Raw genomic sequence first — 25,195 nt, forward strand, 5'->3', positions numbered from 1 at the left:
ATAATTCTATTCTCTCCTATACTGCCAAAACCTTTACCGCCTTCACCAATACCTTGTAAGTTTCAGAATAAAATCCAGCAGCAACTGGATGACAACTAGCACATGAAAAGGTTTCTACGGCCGATTCCATTTTGGCATTGCCTCCTGTAGCCGTTTCATGAACTAACATTTTGCCTAATGCCACTTTTTGAGAAGTAATTGGGTTCAAGGGATCTTGAGGGATACTAGCATAATCGTTAGTATTTGGTAATTGAAAAAAATAGGGTCCAATTCCATTAGATTTTTCATCAATTAAGGATAGTAATTGAGAATCTAAATCTGAAACGTCCTCATAATAGGAGTCATTAACACACGAAAATAAAAAACAAGAAATCGCAAGCATACCCATTACCGCAGTCTTTATTTTTATTTTATAGAAAAACATGGTTAATTTAGTTTAAAATAAAGCTACCATTTAATTTTCAAGTTATTTGTTTTAATAGATTAAATGTAAGATAAATAGATGAGTGGGCTATAATAGGGCCAATATAAAAACAAAAAGCCCAATCTTTCGATTGAGCTTTTGTTACTTTTTTTTGGGAAGAATTATTAACCTTCTTTCGATAAACTTTTCATTTCAGTTTCAATCATTTCATAAAACTGATCGATTTTTGGTAAAATATAAATCTTTGTTCTACGGTTTATTGCTTTATTTTCAGCGGTAGTATTAGGAACTAAAGGAATATGATCTCCACGTCCAGCAGCAATTAATTGTTACGGTTTTACACCTAAACCTTGTAATGCTCTAACAATAGCAGTACTACGCTTTACACTTAAATCCCAATTGTCAATTAAAACACCCTTACTGTATGGTACATTGTCTGTATGACCTTCTACCATAGCTTCAAAATTAGGCTTAGCATTAATTACTGTTGCTACTTTTCCTAAGATATCGTTAGCTCTAGTTGTTATATCATAGCTACCACTTTTGAATAATAACTTATCCGATAATGAAATAAACACGACACTTTTTTCTACATTAATTTCAATGTCCGGATCGTTTAGTCCCACTTCTTTTTTAAGACTCGTTACTAAAGCTAATGTTACACTATCTTTTTTAGTTAATGCATCTTGTAATCTAGTAATACGTAAGTCTTTTTCTTTCAAGCTTTCTAAAGACTTCTCTACATTTCTAGCCCCTTGAGTTGTTAAGACAGTCATGTCTTTTGTGCTTTCAATTAATGCTAAATTGTTGGCTTTCATATCGGCTAAACGTGCTTGTAATTCTTTTAACCTAGCAGCGGAAGCAGCTTCATCTGCTAAACAAGAGTTCAGTTTGACAGTAGCAGTATTTAATAGGTCTTGTGTATTCTTTTGTTTTTCCTCCAGAGCCATATATTCCTTTTTAGAAACACATGAGCTTAAAGTAAGTAGTGCAACAGCACTTAAAATAATAAGTTTTTTCATAATAGTTTTAGATAAAATTAAATTTTAACAATTCAAAAGTATAAAAATTATAAATGTTAAAAGAAGTATTAACAAAACTTTTGCTAAACAAATTTATAGACGACTAAAAGTCTTCTTTTTGTCTATAAAATAGGACGAGACGATAGATTTAGTGAAGGCATATTTCTTTTTTTTAGGTAGAGATTTTCGTTGTTTCAAAAGCCTTGTAAAATTAAAATAAAAACTAAAATGCGCTTTTAAAATGGCTATGCTATGCGCTGGAGTTAATGCTATTAAAAATTTAAATGCAGCTAACCCGTCTAAAACCAATCGAATAAGAATGAGAATAAAAACAGGTCCTTCTGCATTCTTTGTTAATGTAAACAGACTATTTCTAAAGTTGAGGTATGTTTTTCTAGGATTTGTTGCTTTTAAAGTGGCGCCCCCCACGTGATAAACCTTGCTTTCTGAAATATATTTTGCGTGATACCCCAAATTAAAGGCGCGCCAACATAAATCAATCTCTTCCATGTGTGCAAAAAAGGATTCGTCAAACCCATCTAAAGTTTTAAAAACATGCGTTCTAATAAAAAAACAAGCCCCTGATGCCCGAATATTTCAGAGTTCTCATTGTATTGCCCTTGGTCTTCTTCTATAGTGTTAAAGATACGACCACGACAAAATGGGTAACCATATTGATCTATGTAGCCGCCTGCTGCACCGGCATATTCAAAATGTAATTTTTTGTTGTAATCTAATATTTTGGGTTGTATAATGGCGGTGTCCAGCTCTTTTTTGAAGGTGTCAATAACAGGGGTGAGCCAGTTTACAGTCACTTCAATATCACTATTTAGTAAACAAATAATTTCCGCATCAATGTATTTTAAAGCATCATTGTAACCTTTAGCATAGCCACCATTTTCTTTGTTTTTAATAATTTTAACAGAAGGAAATTGTGATGTAACTAAGGCTAAAGAATCATCAGTCGACGCGTTATCTGCCACATAAACCGTGGCTTCTTGAGAAAAAGCAACGACAGATGGTAAAAACTTTTCTAAAAGTTTTTTTCCGTTCCAATTTAATATGACTACAGCTATTTTCAATAGAGATTACTGGTGTTTTTTTATTTATTTAAATGCGTGTTGAATATTAAAGACCGCCTACTGCAAACTATAAGATGGAATATCTTTTAAGAAATCATACTTTTCAGCATTAAAATCCATCACACAATAATAATGATTTAATCCATTAGTCACCATTAAATAACTGGCATTTAAAGCGAGATTGTATCTCGCCACTTGATCAAAAGTATCTTGATTGATGATTATTTTTGGTGCTTTGCATTCTACTATAATATGAATACTACCGTTTGGATTAAAAACGACAATATCATACCGTTTTTTTAAATCGTTGATTACGAGTTCCTTTTCAACGTTTATTAAAGATTTTGGATAGTTTTTTTCTTCCATTAGGTAATGGACACAATGTTGACGCACCCATTCTTCGGGTTGTAAAATCACAAATTTTTTACGAATAGCATCGAATATAGATACTTTATTTTCGCTATTTTTGAATCGAAACGAATACTTTGGGAAATTAAGTGCTTGCATTAAGAAAATAGACTTTCCCCAAAGGTAAATCAAAAAAAGAAAACTCCCATTTCTAAATTCAAAATTCCAATTGTTTACCACTTTGAATTTAGTTTTTTAGGATTGTAAAAGGCATACATTTTGGAAGAAGTCAAACAACTGGTTACAGACATAAAAAATAAAAATCTGAAGCCCATATATTTATTAATGGGAGAAGAAGCCTATTACATTGATAAGATCTCAGATTTTATTGAGGATAACGTATTGGCAGAAGAAGAAAAAGGGTTTAACCAAATGGTGTTGTACGGAAGAGATGTTACTATTGAGGACATTGTGGGTCATGCGAAGCGCTTTCCAATGATGGCAGACAAGCAGGTGGTGATTGTAAAAGAAGCACAAGACTTGGCTAGAACTATAGATAAATTAGCCAGTTATGCCGAAAATCCACAGCCATCTACGGTTTTAGTTCTTTGTTATAAATATAAAAGTGTTGACAAGCGTAAAGCGGTTTATAAAAAGATTAAGAAAACCGGGGTTGTTTTCGAAAGCAAAAAACTATATGATAACCAAGTTCCCGATTGGATTCGGAGAACCTTATCTACAAAAGGCTATAAAATTGCACCCAAAGCCTCACAAATGTTGGTCGAGTTTTTAGGTACCGATTTAAGTAAAATAAATAATGAATTAGAAAAGCTTCAAATTATATTGCCCGAAGGCACCGAAATTACACCGCTACATATTGAAGAAAATATAGGGATTAGTAAAGATTATAACAACTTTGAACTTCGTAAAGCGATTGGGGCCCGAGATGATGCTAAAGCGTTTAAAATCGTGAATTATTTTGGTGAGAATCCAAAAGACAATCCAATGGTGGTTACCGTCTCTTTATTGTTTAATTTTTTCTCTCAATTGTTACAATTGCATGGCATGACGGATAAATCTCCAAGAAGTGTCGCTGCTGCACTGCGTGTAAATCCGTATTTTGTTAATGAATATCTTGAAGCTGCTCGCAATTTTCCCATGCGAAAGGTGAGTGGTGTTATAGGTACGCTTCGTGAATTTGATGTTAGGGGGAAGGGTGTGAATTCTAATGTGGTGCCACAGAAAGATTTATTAAAAGAGATGTTGGTTAGAATTCTAAATTAAATACAGTCTAACGATCTGGAGTTCTTATTTGCGCGTGCCACTCGGCCTATTTGGTGTCATTAATTAGAGATAGTGCACGTGCTCAAAAGTGTAAATTAATTATTATTTAAGTCACATGGCCTATTACCGTAATGACAAGCTATTTTGTGGTAAGTCGCTAAGGGAACGACTATCCCGTTTGAAATATAAAAATAAATGAAATACTACTGTTTTTTACTTCTATTAATCACTGCTTCTTGTAAACCGTCACAAACGCTTCCAGATCCTCTAGAAGCGGGGTGGGATGGTAAAAAGGTTTGCACTGTTTTAAGCGAAACAAAAAGCCAGCGTGTTCTAAAGTGTACGTTTCCTCCAAATGTAGGTCATGAAAAACACTACCATAAACCACACTTTGGTTATACTGTATCAGGAAGCACTTTTCAAATCACCAATGAAGCAGGTACACGGCATGTTCCTGTGAAAACCGGAACACACTGGTCTACAAAAGAATTAAGTGAGCACCATGTATTAAATACTGGTGACAGTACTGCTGTGTTTCTAATTATAGAAGCGAAGTAATGTTGCGCAACAGGTTAAAACCTTGAGGTAACACTCTCAAGTCTTAATTTATTTAACATTCAAAACCCGCATTTAACATTCTGTTACTCTCCTTTAACACTTCATGCTAAAGTCAAGTTAAACAGCGACTTGAATTCTAGTAATAGAGCTTTTCCTTGTATCTTTAGTTAAAGTGATTATTAATCTTAAAAACCCTAAAAATGGAAAATTTAAATAAAAAATCTGTTGCCATTTTAGCAACTAATGGATTTGAAGAAAGCGAATTAAGAGAACCAAAAAAGGCCTTGGAAGAAGCTGGAGCAACTGTACATATAGTTTCTCTAGAAAAAGGTGAAATTAAAGGTTGGGCCGATGGCAACTGGAGCAATACTTATAAAGTAGACAAGACCTTGAATGAAGTGTCGCAAAGCGATTATAATGCGTTAATGTTACCCGGTGGTGTTATTAATCCGGACCTTTTAAGAAAAAATGCTCAGGCAGTAAGTTTCGTAAAATCGTTTTTTGAAAACCACAAACCTGTTGGAGCCATTTGTCATGCCCCTTGGTTATTAGCAGAGGCAGGCGTGTTGAAAGGCAGAAAGGTAACGTCTTACGACTCTATTAAAACGGATATAATTAACGCTGGAGCCCAATGGGAAGATAGTGAAGTGGTAGTAGATGAAGGTTTAGTAACCAGTAGAAATCCGAGATGATTTACCAGCCTTTAATAAAAAGTTAGTAGAAGAAGTTTATGAGGGTAAGCACAATATGCAAACCACATAATATATTTAAGATTGAACACCTTAATAGAAAACGACTCGAAAGAGTCGTTTTTTTTTTGTTATTAGTGAGGTACATTGTAGGTAAGTTGGTAATTATTATAGTAAAACTTTACGCTCGTTTTAACGTCCTACAAGCACGTTAATCGATTCTTTTTTTAATCATTTTTTATGAGTGACCGTTTTCAAACAATTAACTAAAACAAACGAGAGTTTTCGGTGCCATTTAAATACAGGAAGCGTTGTGACTTTAAAAATAAAGCATAACATTCTAAAGTTATTTCTATAATAAAAGCGTCATTTAACGAATGAAATTACCATTATGAAAAGCTTTTTAAATTCTATATATCCTCTAAGGCTAAAGCGTAATCATACTGCAAATCTTCATGCAATGACAACACTTTTTTAGTAACCGCTTCAATATTGCGGTCATAGATATTCTGTAGTGTGGTGTTGCGTTTAATTGATGGCGACATGTGTTTGAGTTTTTTACAAAAGTAGAGTAGTAGTTCGACTTCGGTTTCTTTGTTTAGAGAATAGCGAATGTACTTTTTCGTATTTCGTAGAATTTTGCGGACACTTTTTTTAATGTAGAAGAAACTATCGGTATTGATAAGATCAAACTGGTCATCAATTTCCTGCTTTACGGTTTCTATATAGCCTTGTTCGCTATCGGCTTCAAATAATAAGTAGGTGAGTAGCTCTTTGTTTTCCTTTTTAAACCGGGATAAACGCAGGCATAGCTCGGCCAACTCTTCATTAGATTTATGTTTTAATTCCTTTCTTATGGTAACAACAGAAACTGCTTTCATATTTATTTCCCGTGAAAACGGAGGGTGTCTTTTGTGTTTCCCTAAACATGGAAAACTATTAATTCTAATTTTTATTCTTTGCGTGGATGAATGGTTTCAATTCAATTCATATTTATTCAATTATAAAACCTCCGGTACAAGAGGTGACTTTTCGTTATAAAAGAGTATAAAGTTATCATAATTAAAATTCCTTTAACACGAATTGACTTTTAATATAAGTATCTTTTCATTCATGAGCCTAACGTGTTCTAAAAGTAAATAATTATTAACCTAAAACTAATATAAATGCCATTTATAACAAACAAAAAAAGTAAAGAAACAGTAGATATTTTTTATGAAGATTACGGAACAGGACAACCTGTTATTTTAATTCATGGTTGGCCATTAAGCAGGAAATCGTGGGAGCACCAAGTTTGGAAAATTGTTGAAGCAGGATACCGGTGTATTTCATATGATAGGCGAGGTTTTGGTATTTCGTCTGCACCATGGGATGGTTATGATTATTCGTCTCTAGCCAGTGATTTAGATACTATTATTAACGGATTGGAATTAGAAGATGCTGTAATTGTTGGTTTCTCAATGGGAGGAGGAGAAGTTGTTCGTTACTTAACAGATTATGGAGATGCTAAAATTGCTAAAGCAGCATTAATTTCAAGCATCATTCCCCTTGTAAAACAAACAGACGATAACCCGGATGGAGTACCTGAAAGTGCTTTAAAAGATATTCAAAAGGCCTTAGAAAATGACCGCGTAGGGTTCTTAAAAGCGTTTCACAACGGATTTTATAATTTTGATGAGAATAAAGGCAAACGTATCAGTCAAGCTGTTTTAGATTATGATTTTATAGTGGCTTCTCATGCCTCGCCAAGAGCAACAATAGAAGCAGCATTGGCTTGGATGCATACCGATTTTAGACCAGAACTAAAAAATGTGAAAGTGCCTACTTTAGTGGTACATGGGGATGCGGATGGCACGGTGCCTATTGAAACTTCGGGAAATCTCGCCGCAAAAGGTATCGCCAAGGCAACCTATGAAGTAATAAAAGGGGCCCCTCACGGACTAAATGTAACTCACAAAGAAGAGTTAAACGATATTTTAATTAAGTTTTTAAAGTCTTAAAAAGGCCTTATAAACGTACAAAAAGCACATTTACTTTTGAAGTGACTGTGCTTTTTTTATAATTTGATATGGACCCCATTTTTTAATTCTTCATTTGTTGGTGTTTCAAACCAAGTTTCCATAAAGTCAAAATCGTTAGGATTTACTTCAAACTCATAGGTTATCCCCTTTTCGGTATTTCTTTGAATTACACGCGCTTTCCTCAATTCCTTTGAAATATCCAAATAGTGGATTTTATATTCTATCTTGTTTAAAGTAGCAAAACTTACAAATTTTTGTCGGTGGGTTCGCTTAGAAAAACCCAGGTCCAAAATAGAGTCGACACCATTATGTTCTAATTGTAGTATATAATGTTGCATTAATGTTTCCGATCGATTGATGCGCTCTAACATCCATTCTAAACCATCATTTTTTGTTTTGTCTTTCAGGAATAAGACTTTGTTCCATTTGTCAATTGAAAAAATACAACCGCCTGTCTGTTCTCTTAAGCGATGTGAATAGGTGGTTTTCCCTGAACCAGTATTTCCAACGATAATATGTATCAACTTTTATAATGTTTTTTTATAGTGTTTTTTACTCTAAACAATCTAAAAATACCGATGAACAGAATTATTGGTGCTATTATTACTAAAGCAATACCAAAACTTTTAAGCTCGGTTAAGAATTCTAATTTCAGGATAGTCACTCCTGTGCCTAAAAAAACAACAAAGGTTCTAAAATAAGCTAGAAAAGTTCTTTCGTTGGCTAATTTGGTGCGCTCAATGGCCAACCAATCTGTTGTTGTTAAGAGCTGTTCTTCATTCATGATCCTTTTAATAAATTAACGCTCACGGTTGCTAGTTCATTGTTTGGAAATCTCGAAAAATAGTTAGGATCGGGTTTTAAACCGGCTTCTTCCGCTACTTTATTAAAGACGTCTACTTCCAAAATATATTGGTCGCTATAACCATGTGTGGCATCATAAGCTGTAGCTGCTGTTTGTCCAATATTTTTTGCTGTTAGTTGTGGGTTTATAGTATGTAATTCTATAATTAATAATCCAAATTGCTCCACATATGGTTTCCATTTTTTTAAATGCTCTAGCAGAGAGTCTTCTACCAAATTATTGTTAATGCGTTCCCCTTTATGAACAAAGGCACCAGAGGAATCACTTATACGATCTGTTGGTTTTTGTGGTGCTTCCCACATGCGATTATGATCCGAGAAACGTCCGAACATTAAGCAAGTCTTTGAGTTCTATATTGTAATCTTCACGCAGATCTTTTGCTAATAAATCGGGTCTTCCTATGTCACCCCAAATCACTTTGGCCCAAATATCGGCTTTTATTAAATTTGCTCTAGTAACCTTCAATGCTGCTTTATTAAAATCGGCGCCAACCAATAACAACGGGTGTTCTTCCAGTTGATTACCTCGAAGGGTTTGGTGCTCAATAACATCAAAAATATGTTGAATAAAGGCGCCATTACCACATCCCATATCTAAAATACCTTTGGGTTGTTCGTCAATAGGTTTATTGAAGAGTTTTATTATCACTTGATCGATCACTTTAAAATAAGTGGAATGTGCGCCGCCGCTTCCCCGGACATTCATTTCTCGATGCACGTGTTTTTCGGTGTCTCCCTCGGCAGTATCTAAAACTAATGGATCACCAAAAAGTAAGGCGTCTAATTGTAAAAAAGTGGGTAAATAAGAGACTGTTACTCCATAAGCGGAGGCTCGTTTTGCAAAAAACAGGCCTTCCTCTGTAAATTGATAGGTACCATTTTTCTTCTTAAACCACCCTAAATACGCTAGGAAATCTAATATCTTTTTAAAACTTTCACGGATCTTTGTGGTATTCTTCAGCAGAAAACGAGGCTTCCATGAAATATTTATGAAACAAACCATTAACGCCAAGTAATACGGTAATAGGAGCCACGATACAACCTTCTATGTGTTTTAATATTTGGTGTTCTACAGAATCATCGCCACGCGCAGTTATACCAAAGTGATTTTCATATTTTTTAAAAATGCGATCTAAAACAATAAAAGCATCACTACCAATGCGTTCTTCGGGAAACTTCACGGCATGATTTAATACCATTACAGCATCTTCGTAAAGCGGAGCTAAAGAAAAAGCTAATGCACTTTTTTCGTTTGTATGATAAGCAACTGTATTCTTTTCATTGTCTAACTCCTGAACCAACCAACCTTGAGCGCATAAAACACGTAAGGCTACATTTAAGTAACCTTCATTAGCATTAAAAGTTTTAATAATAATTTGAAGAGAGGTTGTTTTCTCGTTTAAAAGAAACTCTAAAACACCTTTTTTATGCAGGGCATAGGCCGTAGTTGCAGTCGCGATACCATCTAGATGTCTAAAAATGGTGCCACGTAATTGTTCTTTATCGTGTTTGGTTAGCATACTGGTTTATTTGATTTAAAGATATAAAAAAAGCGCATACTCGAGTACTTGAGTAAGCGCTTTTAAATTAGGTTAACATATTATTCTAAAAAGAATCAAGGAATAAATGGATCACTCCACTTGTCATTGGTATACACATCATTGCCCCCCAAAGTTCTTAGAAAAGCAATAACGGCATCTTTTTCTGCTTGTGTTAAGTTTAATTGTTGTCCAAATCCATTTGGTGTTAACCTTGGATCAATATTATTATTTCCAGCGAGGTTTATAGCATCATAATGGTTTAATACGGTTGTTAAGTTATTACTCACACCAATATGCATAAAGGGGCCGTTACTGGTGCCATCGACTTTTACTACATCGCGCAACGTTGGCGATCTGGTAACTAATAGATCTGTTCCCGGTGCATTGGCATTAGCAATTACGCCATTATTTAAACTATTGGGATCGATACTAAATTCGGGGGCTTGATGGCATCCAGCACAGCCTATACCACCGTTAACTCTAACCCCTTGATTATCAAAATTGGGAGGCTGCATAAATAATTGCTTACCCGATTCTCTTGAGCTGTAAAATTTGAAAACGGCTGTTGGTCGTTGTTAGCAGTCAGGCGACCGTCATCATATTTGCTATCAAAAGATTGAATGCTTCTTATAAATTGCGATAGCGCATTTTGGATTCTAAATTTTGAAATATCTTCACTGCCAAAAGCAAAATTAAATAAGTCAGGATAGTATTCTGTACTTTCGAGTCTCGGTTATCAAATCCTCAAAATTTAAATCCCCATTTTCACCACTAAAGCCCATTTCTACATGATCTTGAATGGGCATGGTGGTTTGTTCTTCTAAAGAGTTTGCTCTTTCGTCCCGTAAAAATCTATTCTCATTTGAGAATCTTGTGTTTATCAAGCGCATCGAGTGTCTTCCGGTCGAACCATCAACGCCTGTACTTAAAGTATTATCGTCACTAAAGGCTAATTCTTGTTTATGGCAACTGCTACAGGATACCGTATTGTTTACGGATAAGTTTTTATCATAGAATAAAATGCGTCCTAATGTTGCGCCTTCATTTGTTATGGGATTGCCCGCTGGCGTATTATCTTTTGTAACATATGCTGGACTGTATTGTTCGCTATAATTTAAAAGTGAGTTAAAATTGATAGCTAAGAGGTTAGAAAAATCAAAGGAAATCGTAGGGGGCTCTTCTACAACACTGGTACTTGAGTCTGTTGCTGAGTCGTCATTAGTGCATGCTATCAATAGGAAAGCCGCAATTATAAGAAGAAAATATTTCATAGTAGTTGGGTTTAGTATACTACTAAGACTGTTTCAATGGAATAAGGTTTAAATAAAAATTACAGTGTGAGCTTGTTTATTGGTTTTCTAGATACCAATAATTATAAAGAGGCTAGGCTATATTTGTTTTTATGAATACAATTGCGCACTATTAATGGCTACCTTTAAGTTCTTGTTTTTATCGCAACTTAGGAAAGTCATTTGGATTCATTTCGTGCATGATACCATAAACCGCTTCAAAAATATCCTCAGCAGAAGGTTTAGAAAAATAATCTCCATCTGTTCCATAAGCAGGTCTGTGTGCTTTAGCGGTTAAGGTCATTGGTTTGCTATCTAAATACTCGTAGGCATTTTGTTCGTTTAAGACTTTGTCTAAAAGATAGGCTGAAGCACCTCCAGGGACATCTTCATCTATAATCATCAAACGATTGGTTTTTGCTATACTTTTTACCACGTCATGATTTAAATCGAAAGGCAATAATGATTGTGCATCAATAACTTCAGCATCAATCCCTATTTGATGTAATTCTTTAGCAACGTCGTGTACGATTCTTAATGTGGAACCGTAAGACAACAAGGTAATATCATTGCCTTCTTTAACTGTTTCTACCACACCAATTGGTGTTTTAAACTCACCAAAGTTAGTTGGTTTTTGTTCTTTTAAACGATAGCCGTTTAAACATTCTACTACTAAGGCAGGTTCATCACTTTCAAGTAAGGTATTATAAAAACCAGCCGCTTTGGTCATGTTTCTAGGAACAAGAACATAAATGCCCCGAATAAGATTTAAAATCCCACCCATTTGTGAACCGAATGCCGGATACCTTCCAGTCTATGACCACGCGTTCTAATAATTAGTGGCGCTTTTTGTCTTCCTTTAGTTCTGTACAGTAAAGTCGCTAGATCATCACTCATAATTTGCAATGCGTACATGATATAGTCTAAGTACTGAATTTCGGCAATGGGTCTTAACCCACGCATGGCCATACCTATACCTTGACCTAAAATGGTCGCTTCACGAATACCAGCATCTGACACACGTAACTCGCCATATTTTTCTTGTAAGCCCTCTAAACCTTGATTTACATCGCCAATCGTTCCGAATCTTCTCCAAAAATTAAAGATTGCGGATATTTACTGAAAATTTTATCAAAATTATCACGTAACACTACACGGCCATCCACTTCTTCTTTTTCAGCAGTGTATGTTGGTTTTACTTCTTTTATATTGGTGGCAGCAGTAGCAGATTCATTATGTAAATGAGAACTGTATTTTGGCTGAACACTTTTAAAGAAACCATCAATCCATTGTATTAATTCGGTTTTAGCTGAAGATTCTTCCGAAATGACGTAGCGCAATACTCGTCTGCAAGCAGAAGCGACATCTTTACGGTTAGGTTCTTTTATAGCCAATAATTCGTTGTTTATTTTCTCAATAAACACTTTGTTACTACTAGATGTTTCCACTTGAGCAATCCTATTTGAGGCTTCCTTTCTTTCTTCTAAAAGCGGATTTAAATACGCATCCCATGCTGCTTTTTTTCCTTCTCGAACCTCTTTTTTAATACTTTTTTCAAGCTCCGACAATTCCTCGTCGGTAGAGATACTCGTTTCTATCATCCATTCTCGTAATTTTACATTACAGTCATTGGCCGTTTCCCACGAGAGTCTCTCTTTGTTTTTATACCGTTCGTGTGAACCAGGAGGTCGAGTGTCCTTGCGGTTGTGTTAACTCATTAACATGAATTAATACTGGAACATGTTCTGCTCTAGCTATCTTTGCAGCCTCTTGATAGGTTTCCATGAGTGCGACGTAATCCCATCCTTTTACACGAAGAATTTCGTACCCCTTACTATTCTTTTCTCTTTGAAAACCGCTTAATATTTCAGAGATATTTTCTTTTGTGGTTTGGTATTTGGCGTGTACCGAAATACCATACTCATCATCCCAAACACTTATTACCATAGGCACTTGTAGAACACCAGCAGCATTTATGGTTTCAAAAAATAAGCCTTCACTAGTACTTGCATTTCCAATAGTGCCCCATGCAATTTCATTACCCTCAACAGAAAACTTGGTGGTATCAATACCTTCAACATTTCTATAAATTTTAGAGGCCTGTGCTAAACCTAATAATCTAGGCATTTGCCCTGCGGTAGGTGAAATATCGGCACTTGAATTTTTTTGTTTGGTAAGGTTATTCCAATCTCCGTTTTCATCTAAACTAAAGGTAGAAAAATGACCTCCCATTTGTCTTCCACCGAGACATTGGTTCTAAAGCGATATCTGTGTTCGCATATAATCGAGAAAAAAACTGTTGTATTGTTAACTCACCAATGGCCATCATAAAGGTTTGGTCACGATAATATCCTGAACGGAAATCACCATCCTTAAAGGCTTTAGCCCAAGCTAATTGTGGGACTTCTTTACCATCACCAAAAATACCAAACTTGGCTTTTCCGGTTAATACTTCACGACGCCCAAGCAAACTACATTCCCGACTGGTTACGGCAATCTTATAATCATTTAAAACTTGTGCTTTAAAGTCTTCGAAAGAGAGCTCTTTATTTAAGTCAGATTTTGCTTGCATAATGGTCATGTATTTGAAACAAAAATAGTCAAAAGGGATGAGACTTGCAAGAGCCTTAAATCCTAAATAATTACTAAATTCTTAATTAAATGGAGGTTAATACGTTAAAAGTGTAATTAAAATTAAATTATTGAATTTTTGTTAGAAATAATTCAATGACTAATACCAGCGTCTTGTAAATAATTTTAGTAAGGTGTTGGGAGATAGTGTGACAATAAAACGGATGCTTTGGTCGTAATTTGGTTGTGCTATTTCCCAGCCTTTATTTGAGTAAATTGGGAAATAAAGCTCAAAATAATCCTCTACCAAATTCAAGCGAATTCCGGAATCGTAAACAAATTTAGGTGTTTCGGTCCTGTTAGCGACGAGTCCCATATCGCCATAAGCCATAATATAACGCCAAATAGTTGTACTTGCATTGGCAGTCGTTATCCATTGATTTGCAAAAGCCGACTCTAATTGAGATTTAAAACCGCCCTCGGCAACAATTAATTGTTGGCTTAATAGTCCTGCTTCTTCAGAGCGACCAAGGTAATTATAATCAAAAAGATAATCTGTAGGTCTATCTAAAGCGAAACTAAAAAAATCAGTGTCTTGGTAGGTGTTGTTATAAAGAAAGGCACCAGCAAATAAGCGTAGATTATACTGTCTATTATTTTCGGTAAGTGTTCTTAATTCTAGTGTGCCGAGAGATCTTTCCAAATTGTTTAGCCAATTGTAGATCGGTAAACCACGAACTGAATTTTTTTAAATTGGGATCGCTTTGGCCATATCGCGCATTAAAGACACTGTATTTAGGCTCTCCATCAGTTTCAAATTCGCCAGTTAAATCAACTTCGCGATCAATATTTACATATCGAAAATTTAAGTAGCTTTTCCTGTTATCTCTCAAGTCATTAGGATTTCTAAATCTGAAATCAATATAAGGGGTATATGACGTATACGACAAATTTGGAGCATAGTTATAGTACGATCCACTAATACCATACTTGGTATAATAATTAGAAACACCATCACGTCTGTCGGCATAGCTTACCGAAGCACTACCTACAATTTGCTTGCTTTTAATGGCGTATTTTGGACTTACACGGTATAGAAAATTTTTAGATAATAAGGTTTTGTTATAAAGTTTCAACCCAGGAGAAAGGCCATCGTAAAAATTGTAGTCAAATTCAGGCATAAAAAAAACCTGACTGTAATTGGGGTCTTCAATGTCCTTAAACAATCTAAATTGGAGGGGCTTATTGTTTGAAAAGAATCCTCCTAATGATTTCCAGTTATTTCTTAAATTAATCTCAGGGATTTTAGAATCGTAATTTAAAACTAATTTATCTGCGCTATCCCTTGGTATTGTAATGGTCTTAAGGTCTTTAAATCCTTCAACCCATTGTTTTGATACCACAGTGTCGTCTTTCATGGCAAATAATGACACGGGCATTTTATGATCATTCTTATTTTTTAAAGTGACTTTTAAAGAATCTTCAGTTTGTTCAATTTTTTTAATTTTAAAATCAATTTTTTTGCTTGAACCCACATAATCCTTAAAAAACCAATCTACATTTTTATTTGTTTGGGTTTTTACCGCATTTTCAAATGCCGCGGCAGAAGTATTTTTTAACTTGTTATCTATTAAAAATTGGTGAATAATCGTTTTTATTTCAGCACCATTGGCATAAGCATCCAAGTAATTAAGACCAACCCCTGCTTTATATTTATTAGCAATATTTTTATTGAATTTAAGAAGCGAATCCTTAGGCATGTTTAAAGGCTGATCTAAGTTTGAACGGGCCATGTGCATGTATAAAAAACCATATTGATCATTAAATTTTAAATCAGCGGCATGAAAAGCTCTAACCCCCCATACATCAGCCAAGTTTCCTAAAATTTTCATGTCGGGATAATTGTCTTCAACATATTTAATTAAATAATAGGTTTGAATGCCATCTAAAACCCATTGGTCTTCTCTTGGATTAATAAGCAAAGTGTTTTCCAGATAGTTGCGGAGTGTCGTTTTTAAAAGCTTTAATTCATATTGAAAATGATCTGAAAACGGTCTTACAAAATCAGGTAGTAAGTTTAATCCATAAATGGGATCTTTTTTATAGTCTATTTTGGTGAGTAAGATTTTTTTGTGCGGATATTTACCAAGATTTTTTGTGATAAATGCGGCCACTTTATCTGAGATAAGTGCAACTTCTATTGGTTTTAAACCTTCTTCGTCAATATTAGATTGAATCGTAAAATAATCAGTTTCTACTAGTTTGAATAAATTCACTTTGTTTAAAAACAACTTGGTATTCACGCGATCTATTCCTTTTAGAGAAGTGCGCACGTTGTTATTGCCTATTTCTATGGTTTGCTGTTCATCTAATTCACTAATTAAAGTATATGTCTTGGGATAGGTTACTTGTAAGGAGATATCTGCTTTTGGTACAAACGCATCGTCTAAATCCTTGTTGCTATAATAATGCCATGTACCATCAAAAAAAGCTGGTGTAATATACCAATAGCGTAAAAAATAATTTCCGTAATCGTCTACACCATAACGCGTAAACTTATCATCAGGCACTTGTATGGTGTATTTTAACTTTAAATTATAGTGTCCATTGGGAACAAAAGGGGTCTTTAGTGCGACTTTTATAACATCAGGATGATTTTCTAGTCTTTCAAAGTTTAAATCAAGACCATCAGATTGTATTGAGGCAATATCTGTAAATCCGCGGTCTTCACTTTTTGCAAAATGAAAGGTGTTTTTAAATTCTTGGGCAAATCGCTCTGCTAGAGGCGTTTTTTTTGTGGAATAACTATGACTCCAGTCATTTAAATAAATAAAGTCTTGGGCTTCATTACTATCATTATAATATTGAATGGTTTGTTCAATAGTAATGCTTTTATTTTCTACTTCAAATTCTGCTTTAATATCAATGCTGTTTTGGCTTATCGCCGAAACACTTAAAATAAAGCATAGAAAAGGTATTAGGTCTTTTTTTTCAAAGGGTGTGCAACGCTTTTTTTACTAATAACGTGAAAATTGAAGCGAATAGTATGAGATTAACGTGAGTTTAACTTTTAGAAATTTGGACTCAATCCATACTCTTTATAAAAGGCATCTAAGATATCGACGACTTCATCTTCAGTATCTACTAAATGCACTAAATCAAGATCTCCAGGACTTACATTGGTAAATCTATCTAACATGGTCTCTTTTATCCAATCGATTAAGCCCGACCAAAAGTCTTTACCTACTAAAATAATAGGGAATTTTTCGATTTTGTTGGTCTGTATAAGTGTAATCGCTTCAAAAAGCTCATCTAATGTTCCAAATCCACCTGGCATGACTACAAACCCCTGAGAATATTTTACAAACATCACTTTGCGCACAAAGAAATAATCAAAATCTAAACTCTTGTCATTATCAATATACGGATTGTCGTGTTGTTCAAAAGGTAAATCAATATTAAGGCCAACAGAAGTACCTCCGGCTAAATGAGCGCCTTTATTCCCAGCTTCCATAATACCAGGACCACCACCAGTAATGACACCGTAACCTGCTTCGCAAATGCTTTTTGCAACACTTTCGGCTAATTTATAATACTTATGATCAGGCTTAGTTCTTGCAGATCCAAAAATAGAAACACAAGGTCCTATTTCGCTCATTTTTTCAAAGCCCTTAACAAACTCACCCATGATTTTGAAAATCGCCCATGAATCGTTTGTTTTATTTTCATTCCACCCTTTATGATGTTGTTCTTTTTTCATTATGATATGTTTCGTTTCTATGCTATTTAAGAATGACAAATTTAACAGAAATAGTGACGTAACAGCTAAATTATTAAAATAAAAAAAGCAACCATTTCCAGGTTGCTTTGTAATATTTATGCTTAAGTATATTATAATACTTTGCGTCCGCTAATAATATTATATAGAATCACTATTACTGCAATGACTAAAAGTATGTGGATTAAACCACCTGTTGCAATTCCAGGAACGACACCTAATAATCCTAAAAGCCAAACAATAATTAATACTACAGCTACAAGCCAAAGAATACTTCTCATAATTTTAAATTTATTGGTTAATTGAATCTAAGATAATTAATTCTACGATTAATAATAACAATTTAAGTTTAAGAGTTAATATTTATAGTAAATGCACCAAAAACGAATTATTATGTAGTATTTATCTTACTTTAATTCTTTTTTTAGGAATTTTGCAGTATAGCTTTTTTTGTGTTTGGCAACTTCTTCCGGTGTGCCTTCCACTATTATTTTTCCGCCACCTTGACCACCTTCATATCCAATGTCTATAATATGATCTACTGTTTTAATGACATCTAGGTTGTGTTCAATAATCAATACCGTATTGCCTTTGTTAGCGAGTTTGTTTAATACAATCATGAGCACACGAATGTCTTCAAAATGTAAGCCTGTCGTGGGCTCATCTAAGATATAAAAAGTGTTTCCAGTGTCGCGTTTACTTAATTCTGTAGCTAATTTAATGCGTTGGGCTTCACCACCGGAAAGCGTTGTGCTTTGTTGTCCAAGGGTAATATATCCCAAGCCAACGTCGACAATAGTTTTTAGTTTTTTATGAATTTTCGGGATGTTTTCAAAAAAATCAACAGCTTCATTCATAGTCATGTTAAGCACATCGCTAATGCTTTTTCCTTTATAACGAATCTCTAAGGTTTCACGATTAAAACGTTTGCCTTGGCAGGTTTCACATTCTACATAAACGTCCGGCAAGAAATTCATTTCTATAACGCGTAAACCTCCTCCTTTGCAGGTTTCGCATCGACCGCCTGCAACATTAAAACTAAAACGTCCCGGTTTGTAACCACGAATCATCGCTTCAGGAATTTTAGCAAACAAACTTCTGATTTCACCAAAGGTTCCGGTATACGTTGCTGGATTGCTACGAGGTGTTCTACCAATGGGAGACTGATTAATATCAATAACTTTATCGCAATGCTCTAAACCCTTAATACTTTTATAAGGCATTGGTTTCTTTACGCCATTAAAATAATAGGCGTTTAAAATGGGGTAGAGTGTTTCGTTAATTAAAGTCGACTTGCCACTTCCGAAACCCCAGTAACACCAATCATTTTACCCGCAGGAATTTTTACCGAAACGTTTTTTAGGTTGTTTCCAGTACAGCCTTTTAATTCAATAAACTTGCCATTCCCTTCACGACGCTTTTTAGGTACTTCAATTTCTCGTTTACCATTTAAATATTCGGCAGTAAGTGTGTTTTCTTTAAGAAGTTCCTGTGGTGTGCCTTGGCTAATAATTTCACCACCATGTTTTCCTGCTCTAGGACCAATGTCAATAACATGATCGGCACGTTCAATCATGTCCTTATCGTGCTCAACCACAATGACCGAGTTCCCAATATCTCGTAAAGCGATTAAGGAATTAATTAATTTTTCATTGTCGCGTTGATGCAAGCCAATACTAGGTTCGTCTAATATATAAAGTACACCGACCAACTGAGAACCAATTTGTGTGGCCAAACGAATGCGTTGTGCTTCGCCTCCTGAAAGTGACTTTGAACTTCGATTTAAAGACAAGTAGGTTAAACCAACATCGACTAAAAACTGTAGTCTAGCCTTAATTTCTTTTATAATTTCTTCAGCTATTTTTAGTTGTTTTTCTGAAAGGTGTTTATGTAAATCTTCAAACCATTTGGCCAACTCAACAATGTCTTTATTGGCTAATTCAGCGATGTTTTTTTCGTTGACTTTAAAGTATAACGATTCTTTTCTTAAACGTGAACCTTCGCAAACTGGACATTCTACTTTATCCATATAATCTTTCGCCCAGCGTTGTAAAGAGGTCGATTCAGCATTTCTATACTGATTATCAATAAAAGTAGCTACTCCTTCGAAGTCAATTTTGTATTCTCTGGTGACCCCGAGTGTTTTGCTTTCAACAGAAAATTTATCGTTTCCCCCATATAAAATCACTTGTTTTGCTTCGGCAGGAATAGATTTGTATGCATCGGTCATTTTAAATTGATAACGCTCTGCAATCAATTCCAACTGTTTAAAAATCCAACTTTTCTTTTCTGGTCCGTGTGGTGCTAAGGCGCCATTTTTAATAGATAACGAATCGTCTCGGGATAATTTTTTTCTCATTCACTTGATACAAGGTGCCAATACCGTTACAATAATCGCAAGCGCCTTTTGGTGAGTTAAAAGAAAAATTATTAGGTTCTGGATTTGGGTATGATATTCCGGAGGTAGCACACATTAAGCTGCGGCTAAAATAACGGGCTTCTTGTGTGTCTTGGTCTATCACCATTAAGATATCCTCGCCATGATACATGGCGGTATTAATGGTTTCATCTAAACGTTTATTATTTTCTGTGGTATCGTCAATTTTAAGCCGATCGATGACAATTTCAATATCATGATTCTTATAACGGTCCAGCTTCATGCCTTTTGTGATGTCTACAATCTCACCATCGGTACGTACCTTTACAAACCCTTGTTTTCCTATTTGTTCAAAGAGTTCACGATAATGTCCTTTCCGTGAGCGCACAACAGGAGATAAAATAGTTATGCGTTTGTCTTTGAAATCTTCAATAATCAATGCTTTTATTTGCGCATCACTGTAGCTCACCATTTTCTCACCAGTATTATAACTGTAAGCGTCACTTGCTCCGGCAAAGAGCAGTCTTAAAAAATCATAAATTTCTGTTATGGTTCCAACTGTAGACCGTGGTGATTTACTAGTAGTTTTCTGCTCGATGGCGATTACAGGAGACAAACCATCAATTTTATCGACATCTGGTCGTTCTAAACCGCCTAAAAATTGTCCGGCGTAAGCCGAAAAAGTTTCGATGTAGCGCCTTTGGCCTTCGGCATAAATAGTATCAAAAGCGAGTGACGATTTCCCACTACCGGACAAGCCAGTAATGACCACCAGTTTTTCACGGGGAATCGTGACATCAATATTTTTGAGATTGTGAACTCCGGCACCTAGTACCTCTATATTTTCTTCGAAATTTGTCATAGAAAAGCAAAGCTGCAAAGGTACTGTTTTTGAAGTAGAAAAGGAAGTAAATTTAATCTGTAACACATTGTTTTTAGGTCTACTGGGTTTTAACTTTTTCAAATTTGTAGATACGGACTTTTTTTTGTATTTTAATTTATTATATCCCTTCGAATTGATCCCTGATTTAATAATTGATTAGTAGCACAAACTAAAATGAATTATTAATTAAATAAGTGTCGGATGAAAAAAGAAGGAAGTTTATCGGAAAAAGAGCGTTTAGAGCTCGTCGAAGAGCGTTTAGAAAGTGCTGTTAGTACTTATGAAACAGCGGTATTATTCGATTATAAATTGAGTGAGTTTATAAGACTTAGTGGGTTTAAGGATTTCCAAAATCCACCAATTTTATCTCCTAAAATACCATATGCTTTACCTGGTGTGTTTAGTGCGGTTATAACCTATCTCAATTTTATTACAGAAATGGATAAAATTAAAACCAAGATTCAGAATGTTCTCAATGTACTTCAACCACCAATGCCAGGCCCTGGATTACCTATTCCTCCACCAGTACCACCAACACCAGGTACACGAAAAATGAGACAAGTCATAGAAGTTATTACTGCTGCAAAAACAGCGGCTGACAATGCCGAACCGTGAATCGGCAAAAGACAGTTTGAAGGAGGCTAAAGATCTTCTAAAGCATGAAAGCGTTCGGGTCGAATTTAGGCGCATCCGACAGATAACTACATGGTATGATATTCTTGAGGAAGTGCAAGCCGTCATCGATTATTTAGAAAAAATATGCAAATAAGTATTGAGATTAAATTGAAACATAAACAATGCATTTTTTTTAAATTTAGATAGAGTGAAGGCTTTTAATAATGTAGTCATCCTTTTTTAAATGAAAGAATTATTGATAAGACTGGCGAAAAAAAGAATAGCAATAGTAATAATCGATAATGGTGAGACATAGAAAAAAACTTAATTACAGAAGGCGTGAAGCATATGAAAGGATAGCATTACCCCAACTGTTTAGTCGTTTCTCTATATATTCTAATGACGCTTATTCTATTATTCAAATAGTAAGTTTTAATGTCTTTTAACGAAGACTAATAAAAATAATAACCATGCCCGTATTATTTAATTGGTTCACTACTCTCGAGGTAAGCGCTTTCTATGCCCTCCATCTCTAATCCCGTAAATAGTAACTTGTGAAAGGTTGGTAATATGGCGCCAGTTGACGTCGTCGTCCAATCGCTCCAGGTCGCCTCTAAGCCGTTTATAGGTAAGATGTCTACCCACATTTGAAAGCTTGTTGGTCGCCCTGTTTCCTCTAAATGCCATAAATAAGAATCGCCTGGGGTAGACCCTCCGGAGGTATAAGTTATTAATAAGGCTTTCTCATCATCGTTAAGCGTTATTAAAGTGCGTTCTACTCCGGTATCAAAAACCTTGTAAGGGGCGACAAGCCAAAAGGAATCGTTATTAAAATAATTAATTGCTTTTTGTATGGTTTGTTGTTGTTTTTCTGATTCAATTTTTATGTCATCTTGAAACGCGACGCTTTCTGATTGCTTATTTAAATCCAAAAGGACTTTGTAGTTTTTCCAATAGACTTCACAGGTGTTTTTGGTCTTATTCCATTTATAATGATGACGTTTTTTAAAGGTCCATTCTATGTAATCAGTTGCTTTGTAAGCGTCATAATCTAAAGCATTCAACATTTTAACAGCTAAGGCATCTGCTTCTTTACCTTGAGTTCCTACTGGTAAAGCTTCATTGTATTTAAAATATAAGAAACCATAAAGAAGCACTGTAGGTAGAGTGAAGAATATAATAATTCCAATGCTGATTTTTAATATTCTTTTAAGCGTTAATTTTTTTCTTGTTTTCATTTAAAAAGGAATCTGTGGTCTTATTTTGTGCCTTATTATTAGAAAAAAGGCCTACATTTTTTTGTCGACTTAATATTAAAAAGGAGGTAAAGATAAAAGGATTGTATCATTCTTCACACGTATCATGATGTTTTCTTCAAAGGCCTGCGCATGTGTCAATTGTTTACAATTAAAATAGTCTCCTATTGTACTATGCGCAGCGGCGTTGTCTTTAGTTATTTTAGTTTAAAAGCCTACTGCAGCATCATCTCCTCGAAAATCGGCACCCCCTTCGAGACGACCATCAGGTAATACTAAAATGGCATCCACCTGACCTATAACCGGTGAGCGTTCTTCGTTGATTATATACCCTTTCTTTTCTAAAGTTTTTATTGTTGTTTTTGAAAACACATGGGGTTCCATTCTAATTTCATCGGGTAACCATTGGTGATGAAACCGTGGTGCATTAACCGCTTGCTGCATAGTCATATTAAACGTATGAACATTCAAAATGGTTTGTAATACAGAGGTTATAATGGTAGAACCGCCAGGGGTTCCAATACTCATAAGTAACTGACCGTCTTTCTCAACAATAGTAGGTGTCATGGAGCTAAGCATGCGTTTTTCCGGTAGAATAGCATTGGCTTCAGCACCCATTAAGCCATAGATATTTGGTACACCAGGCTTACTGCTAAAATCGTCCATTTCATTATTTAAAAAGAACCCTAACTCTGAGCAAAATAATTTAGAACCAAAGCCACTATTTAAGGTTGTTGTGACTGCAATGGCATTTCCAAATTGATCCACGATAGAGTAGTGAGTCGTTTCATTGCTTTCAATAATATCCACTTTTCCATGAGAGACGTCATTGGAAGGTGTTGCTTTTTCAAAAGAAAAGTCTGCCATGCGTTTTTTTAAATAGTCATCACTCAACAATTCATGTTGAGGTACAGATATAAAATCCGGGTCTCCTAGATAGTAGCTTCTATCTGCGTAAGCGCGACGTTCGGCTTCGGCTAAAACTTGAATGGTTTCTACTGAATTATGACCATACTTTGCGAGATCATACGGTTCAACCGATTTCATAATTTGGGCCAGTGCGATTCCACCACTAGAAGGTGGTGCCATAGAAATTATGTTTAAGCCCTCGTACTCAAAAGTGACAGGTCTTCTCCATTTCACTTCGTAATTAGCTAAATCTTCTAAGCTTAAAACACCACCGTTTTCTTGAATAAAATGGGTTAAAATTTTTGCCGTTTCTCCCACATAAAACTCATCAAGACCATTGTTCATTATGCGTGTTAAGGTTTTGGCTAATTTTGGATATTTAATCGTGTCGTTTTCTTTCCATGCCTTATAAAATAAAATCGTGTCTCTATTAGCAAGTTTAAAATCTTCTTGCTTTTCGGTGGTGCGTATTTCTTGTTTTTTTGTAACGACAACACCTCGTTTTGCTAGTTCAATCACAGGTTTTATTAAGGCTTTTATAGGTAGACTTCCAAATTTTTCGTGCACTGCAAAAATGCCTGCGACAGAGCCTGGGACACCAACGGCTAAAGCGCCTCGGGTACTTAAATCGGAATAACAGAGCCTAAAGAATCTAAATACATATCTTTTGTAGCGGCCGAAGGTGCCTTTTCTCTAAAATCGAGACTCCCAATGCTGCCATCATGTTCTCTATAGACCATAAATCCGCCACCACCAATATTCCCTGCATAAGGGTAAGCCACTGCTAATGCTAATTGCGTAGCAATCATAGCGTCAAACGCATTTCCACCTTGCTCGAGTATAGCACTGCCTATTTGGGAGGCTTCCAAACGTGCAGAGACGACCATTGCTTTTTGTGTGATGAGTCCACGAACAGGCCTGTTTTGTTTGCATGAACAGCAAAGGACAATCATTAAAAAATAAGGATATAGCGAATTTAGTTTCATAGGGTATTCATTTTATTTAAAGAGGGTAAGGTTCCAAACGGCATGTGACGAAATATTTAACGTTATGGATTGGTTTTATCTGTTTTCTATTTCTAATAATTTTTTATTGGAAAAACGAATGAGCTCTTCAAAAAAACTGGTAAACTCGGCTTCAAAGTCTTGATAGAACTCTTCCAGTTCGTTAACGGCTAAGTTCATTTGAGACCGATTATGCGTTCTACGGTTCATGCCCTCCAATACTTTAGTAATGCCTCCTATTGAAGCGTAGCTTAGTAACCAATTGTCTGCAATCATATAAGGCATCATGTGCTGAATCCGTTTAGGCAGAATTTCAAAATGATCCTGAAGCGAATCATAAAAATCATCGACATATTTGCTCAAAGGGATATTAGAATAGTTACTCCAGTTCTTTGCTAAAAAATGGTCGTAAAGAATATCGACAATAACGCCGGAGTAATGACTGTAGTTCTTATGTAGTCTTTTTGTGCTTAGTCTAACTGTTTTATGCGCGTCTGTAAACGTATCGATTTGACGATGTAATAATATGCCTGTTTGAATGTCTTTTGGATACTTTTGGTAGCGTTTCCCACGAATACCATCTGCTATAAAATTGCCAATGGTAACGCTTTTGTTATTTCCGAGAAAGATAAATGTGTGCGAGAAAATTCATAAAATAAATATATGTATTTTTAACGCTT

At 35.2% G+C, this 25,195-nt stretch carries 18 protein-coding genes and 8 pseudogenes; 6 read left to right on the forward strand and 20 right to left on the reverse strand.

Annotated elements, in window-relative coordinates; genetic code table 11:
* Nucleotides 1-16: 16 nt before the first annotated feature.
* The 4 genes and pseudogenes from N7U66_RS20870 to N7U66_RS20885 form a co-directional block, all read right to left on the reverse strand.
* Nucleotides 17-424, reverse strand: a complete 408-nt coding sequence (locus tag N7U66_RS20870) for a hypothetical protein (RefSeq protein ID WP_267676780.1) — start codon at nucleotides 422-424, stop codon at nucleotides 17-19.
* Between the two features lie 164 nt (nucleotides 425-588).
* Nucleotides 589-1,446 (reverse strand): annotated as a pseudogene (locus N7U66_RS20875) (OmpA family protein).
* Between the two features lie 93 nt (nucleotides 1,447-1,539).
* Nucleotides 1,540-2,528 (reverse strand): annotated as a pseudogene (locus tag N7U66_RS20880) (glycosyltransferase family 2 protein).
* Nucleotides 2,529-2,585: 57 nt separating this feature from the next.
* Nucleotides 2,586-3,035 carry a type I restriction enzyme HsdR N-terminal domain-containing protein gene (locus tag N7U66_RS20885; RefSeq protein WP_267678570.1) on the reverse strand — a complete coding sequence of 150 codons (450 nt, stop codon included), beginning with the start codon at nucleotides 3,033-3,035 and terminating at the stop codon, nucleotides 2,586-2,588.
* 120 nt (nucleotides 3,036-3,155) lie between these two features.
* Between N7U66_RS20885 and holA the strand changes: the two genes are divergently transcribed.
* From holA to N7U66_RS20900, 3 genes and pseudogenes are all read left to right on the forward strand, one after another.
* A complete protein-coding gene (gene holA / locus N7U66_RS20890) occupies nucleotides 3,156-4,160 on the forward strand; it encodes a DNA polymerase III subunit delta (protein ID WP_267676781.1) in 1,005 nt (334 codons plus the stop codon).
* 195 nt (nucleotides 4,161-4,355) lie between these two features.
* The gene (locus N7U66_RS20895) at nucleotides 4,356-4,718 is read left to right on the forward strand and encodes a cupin domain-containing protein (protein WP_267676782.1); all 363 of its coding nucleotides are present in this window, start codon (nucleotides 4,356-4,358) and stop codon (nucleotides 4,716-4,718) included.
* A gap of 200 nt (nucleotides 4,719-4,918) precedes the next feature.
* Nucleotides 4,919-5,480, forward strand: a pseudogene (locus N7U66_RS20900) (type 1 glutamine amidotransferase domain-containing protein).
* A gap of 337 nt (nucleotides 5,481-5,817) precedes the next feature.
* Here the strand turns inward: N7U66_RS20900 and N7U66_RS20905 are convergent.
* Nucleotides 5,818-6,288, reverse strand: a complete 471-nt coding sequence (locus N7U66_RS20905; protein WP_267676783.1) for a hypothetical protein — start codon at nucleotides 6,286-6,288, stop codon at nucleotides 5,818-5,820.
* 285 nt (nucleotides 6,289-6,573) lie between these two features.
* On the opposite strand from N7U66_RS20905, the gene N7U66_RS20910 reads away from it, so the two are divergent.
* On the forward strand, nucleotides 6,574-7,407 hold the full coding sequence (locus tag N7U66_RS20910) for an alpha/beta fold hydrolase (protein WP_267676784.1): 834 nt from the start codon (nucleotides 6,574-6,576) through the stop codon (nucleotides 7,405-7,407).
* Nucleotides 7,408-7,463: 56 nt separating this feature from the next.
* On the opposite strand, the gene N7U66_RS20915 is transcribed toward N7U66_RS20910, so the two are convergent.
* From N7U66_RS20915 to uvrA, 12 genes and pseudogenes are all read right to left on the reverse strand, one after another.
* Nucleotides 7,464-7,952 (reverse strand): AAA family ATPase, encoded by a 489-nt coding sequence (locus tag N7U66_RS20915; protein ID WP_267676785.1) that lies wholly within the window; start codon nucleotides 7,950-7,952, stop codon nucleotides 7,464-7,466.
* Nucleotides 7,949-8,212, reverse strand: a complete 264-nt coding sequence (locus N7U66_RS20920; protein ID WP_267676786.1) for a DUF202 domain-containing protein — start codon at nucleotides 8,210-8,212, stop codon at nucleotides 7,949-7,951. The genes N7U66_RS20915 and N7U66_RS20920 overlap by 4 nt, the downstream gene beginning before the upstream one ends.
* Nucleotides 8,209-9,812 (reverse strand): annotated as a pseudogene (locus tag N7U66_RS20925) (class I SAM-dependent methyltransferase). The gene N7U66_RS20920 and the pseudogene N7U66_RS20925 overlap by 4 nt, the downstream one beginning before the upstream one ends.
* A 95-nt stretch (nucleotides 9,813-9,907) precedes the next feature.
* On the reverse strand, nucleotides 9,908-10,348 hold the full coding sequence (locus N7U66_RS20930) for a hypothetical protein (protein ID WP_267676787.1): 441 nt from the start codon (nucleotides 10,346-10,348) through the stop codon (nucleotides 9,908-9,910).
* A complete protein-coding gene (locus N7U66_RS22770; RefSeq protein ID WP_390886667.1) occupies nucleotides 10,297-10,503 on the reverse strand; it encodes a hypothetical protein in 207 nt (68 codons plus the stop codon). The genes N7U66_RS20930 and N7U66_RS22770 overlap by 52 nt, the downstream gene beginning before the upstream one ends.
* 31 nt (nucleotides 10,504-10,534) lie before the next feature.
* Entirely contained in the window at nucleotides 10,535-11,104 is a 570-nt protein-coding gene (locus N7U66_RS20935) for a cytochrome-c peroxidase (RefSeq protein ID WP_267676788.1), read from the reverse strand.
* 178 nt (nucleotides 11,105-11,282) lie between these two features.
* Nucleotides 11,283-13,694: pseudogene (locus N7U66_RS20940) on the reverse strand (alpha-ketoacid dehydrogenase subunit alpha/beta).
* A 159-nt stretch (nucleotides 13,695-13,853) separates the two neighbouring features.
* Nucleotides 13,854-14,396, reverse strand: coding sequence for a hypothetical protein (locus N7U66_RS22370; RefSeq protein ID WP_313791333.1), 543 nt, complete (start codon nucleotides 14,394-14,396; stop codon nucleotides 13,854-13,856).
* Nucleotides 14,347-16,263 carry a hypothetical protein gene (locus N7U66_RS20945; protein WP_313791334.1) on the reverse strand — a complete coding sequence of 639 codons (1,917 nt, stop codon included), beginning with the start codon at nucleotides 16,261-16,263 and terminating at the stop codon, nucleotides 14,347-14,349. The genes N7U66_RS22370 and N7U66_RS20945 overlap by 50 nt, the downstream gene beginning before the upstream one ends.
* Nucleotides 16,264-16,763: 500 nt before the next feature.
* Nucleotides 16,764-17,453 carry an LOG family protein gene (locus tag N7U66_RS20950; protein ID WP_267676789.1) on the reverse strand — a complete coding sequence of 230 codons (690 nt, stop codon included), beginning with the start codon at nucleotides 17,451-17,453 and terminating at the stop codon, nucleotides 16,764-16,766.
* Between the two features lie 131 nt (nucleotides 17,454-17,584).
* Complete coding sequence (locus N7U66_RS20955; RefSeq protein ID WP_267676790.1) at nucleotides 17,585-17,752, reverse strand: lmo0937 family membrane protein; 168 nt, start codon at nucleotides 17,750-17,752, stop codon at nucleotides 17,585-17,587.
* A gap of 126 nt (nucleotides 17,753-17,878) precedes the next feature.
* Nucleotides 17,879-20,710 (reverse strand): annotated as a pseudogene (uvrA, locus tag N7U66_RS20960) (excinuclease ABC subunit UvrA).
* 222 nt (nucleotides 20,711-20,932) lie between these two features.
* Here uvrA and N7U66_RS20965 point away from each other — a divergent pair.
* Nucleotides 20,933-21,346, forward strand: a complete 414-nt coding sequence (locus tag N7U66_RS20965; protein WP_267676791.1) for a hypothetical protein — start codon at nucleotides 20,933-20,935, stop codon at nucleotides 21,344-21,346.
* Nucleotides 21,333-21,500 (forward strand): hypothetical protein, encoded by a 168-nt coding sequence (locus tag N7U66_RS20970; RefSeq protein ID WP_267676792.1) that lies wholly within the window; start codon nucleotides 21,333-21,335, stop codon nucleotides 21,498-21,500. Before N7U66_RS20965 ends, N7U66_RS20970 begins: the two co-directional genes overlap by 14 nt.
* Nucleotides 21,501-21,825: 325 nt before the next feature.
* Here the strand turns inward: N7U66_RS20970 and N7U66_RS20975 are convergent, their stop codons facing one another.
* The 3 genes and pseudogenes from N7U66_RS20975 to N7U66_RS20985 all read right to left on the reverse strand — a co-directional run bounded on the left by N7U66_RS20975 (nucleotide 21,826) and on the right by N7U66_RS20985 (nucleotide 25,167).
* Nucleotides 21,826-22,584, reverse strand: a complete 759-nt coding sequence (locus tag N7U66_RS20975; RefSeq protein WP_267676793.1) for a VWA domain-containing protein — start codon at nucleotides 22,582-22,584, stop codon at nucleotides 21,826-21,828.
* A gap of 225 nt (nucleotides 22,585-22,809) precedes the next feature.
* A pseudogene (ggt, locus tag N7U66_RS20980) lies at nucleotides 22,810-24,464 on the reverse strand (gamma-glutamyltransferase).
* Nucleotides 24,465-24,572: 108 nt separating this feature from the next.
* Nucleotides 24,573-25,167: pseudogene (locus N7U66_RS20985) on the reverse strand (acyl carrier protein phosphodiesterase).
* Between the last annotated feature and the right edge of the window lie 28 nt (nucleotides 25,168-25,195).

The organism is Lacinutrix neustonica (assembly GCF_026625145.1).
GTDB classification, from domain to species: domain Bacteria; phylum Bacteroidota; class Bacteroidia; order Flavobacteriales; family Flavobacteriaceae; genus Lacinutrix; species Lacinutrix neustonica.